This is a genomic window from Acinetobacter lwoffii, assembly GCF_024129435.1.
GTDB classification, from domain to species: Bacteria; Pseudomonadota; Gammaproteobacteria; order Pseudomonadales; family Moraxellaceae; genus Acinetobacter; species Acinetobacter lwoffii_F.
This window is the reverse complement of sequence record NZ_JAMXXN010000064.1, coordinates 1-1,690: the sequence shown is the minus strand read 5'-3', so window position 1 is coordinate 1,690 and position 1,690 is coordinate 1. Positions and strand designations below refer to the sequence as shown.

At 31.7% G+C, this 1,690-nt stretch carries 3 protein-coding genes; all 3 read right to left on the bottom strand.

The features are described from left to right. Positions 1 to 43: 43 nt before the first annotated feature. The gene (locus NI455_RS15305; RefSeq protein WP_005015460.1) at positions 44 to 331 is read right to left on the bottom strand and encodes a DUF3861 domain-containing protein; all 288 of its coding nucleotides are present in this window, start codon (positions 329 to 331) and stop codon (positions 44 to 46) included. After that, positions 328 to 858, bottom strand: coding sequence for a PadR family transcriptional regulator (locus NI455_RS15300; RefSeq protein ID WP_005254570.1), 531 nt, complete (start codon positions 856 to 858; stop codon positions 328 to 330). The genes NI455_RS15305 and NI455_RS15300 overlap by 4 nt, the downstream gene beginning before the upstream one ends. A gap of 679 nt (positions 859 to 1,537) precedes the next feature. Beyond that, the coding region (locus NI455_RS15295) for a helix-turn-helix domain-containing protein (protein WP_253114877.1) at positions 1,538 to 1,690 on the bottom strand (153 nt) is incomplete at its 5' end.

The window sequence follows — 1,690 nt, the reverse complement described above, 5'->3', positions numbered from 1 at the left end:
GATTAACTCAAAGGAATAGATTTAAATGGACTAACTCCGTAAGTTAAAGTTTTTTGATTGATTTAATAAATTCAATAAATTGCGGCGAAAAATCTTTAAATAAAGGAATATCTTTATTTTCTAATAACACTTCTCCCATAAGCTTTAATCCTACGGCAAAAGATTTCATTGATTCTTCATCTATAATTTTTTTCTGCTGCAATTTTTCTAAAACTTTGAAAATATCATCGTGATTATAAGCAGTAAAAACAAGATCTTCAGTGTAAGTTGAAGGCTGTCCTTTTGGATCGACAAGATGCTTTACACTAATTTGATATTTATGTTGTTTCATCGGACTACCTCATTTTTAAGACAGCTAATATCAACAGCAGCTTGATCAATGCTCTTAGCAATTTGATGAATTGTTTCTTCAGTCAGTGCATTATTTTTTAATTTAAGTCGCAATGATGTTTTTAAGTTTGCCATTGCACGATAGATATCTAGATATTGATCATTATTTTGAATTTCACGTCGCGTCTCTAAGCGGCCAAGGATATGTTCTAAATGCTCTCTTTGACCATTTAAATGGTTAATACCAGTCACTGTAATCTTGTACTGCTTACGGTCACCATCAGGTTTTTCAATAGAAACAAATTGCATGTCTTCAAGATAAGATAAGGTTGGGTAAATTGTGCCTGTACTTGGGCTATATCCACCACCTACCAACTCACCAATGCTTTTAATAATTTCGTAACCGTATCTAGGCGCTTGTTCAATTAAAGAAAGCACTAGCAATTTCATATGGCCAGATTCAAATAAACGGCTTTTACGTGATGGCGTATCTGAATTTATCAGCAAAGAGTCAGTTGTTTCATTCATAAGTTGGTATATCTAAGATTTATTAAGATATATCTTAATAAATCTTAGATATATTTTCAATTCTTTTATTTATCCCCGCATTTAACATGATGGTTGTTATGCGAAATTCCTAGCATATTCATCTTTTGTCTTATATCTTTATTTTTACCAATAGGTAAAATATATTCATAACTTACATCGAAAAGTAGGTAATTAAGAAAAAAATTACAGCGTTTTATAAGCCTTATAGTAACGGGAGAGACTATAGGGCTTTTTATTTATCTTAATATTCATATATCTATGATGAAGCCATGATGCTCGGCGATATAAAAAACCGGCTTGAGAATAGATCGGTCTTTTATGATATTTGCTAAAATGCTCTTTTAAAATATAAAAAACTAAGCGTGTGTAGCACTGGGTCTAGGTGTTCTTTGGGCTTAGTTATTAGCGTTATTTAAATAAGTATAAGTCAATTTTTACCTAATGGATTTGCTTTTCAACTAGTTCCAATTTGTTTAATGCTTGCCCTTTTTTATGATCATTATTAATCTTTACAACTAGAGCTAAAATAAAAACCATCACTATAAAAACAAGGAAAATCAAATGCTTTTTCATCATTAATCCCTTCTTTTGATCTTTAAGAATGCCTTGTTCCTTTGTAAATAGATATGACATAAGGGAAGCACTGATACAAGCCTTTTTAAATGACTTTAGCAACTCGATAAACAGTTGCAACTCCACAATTCACTGCTTTGGCAATTTCTTCCTTAGTCATATTGCCAGCTGCTAGTAATTCTTTTATTCGTTTGTGCTTAGCCTCATTGGCTTTCTTACCTGTTGGCTTGTAACCCGA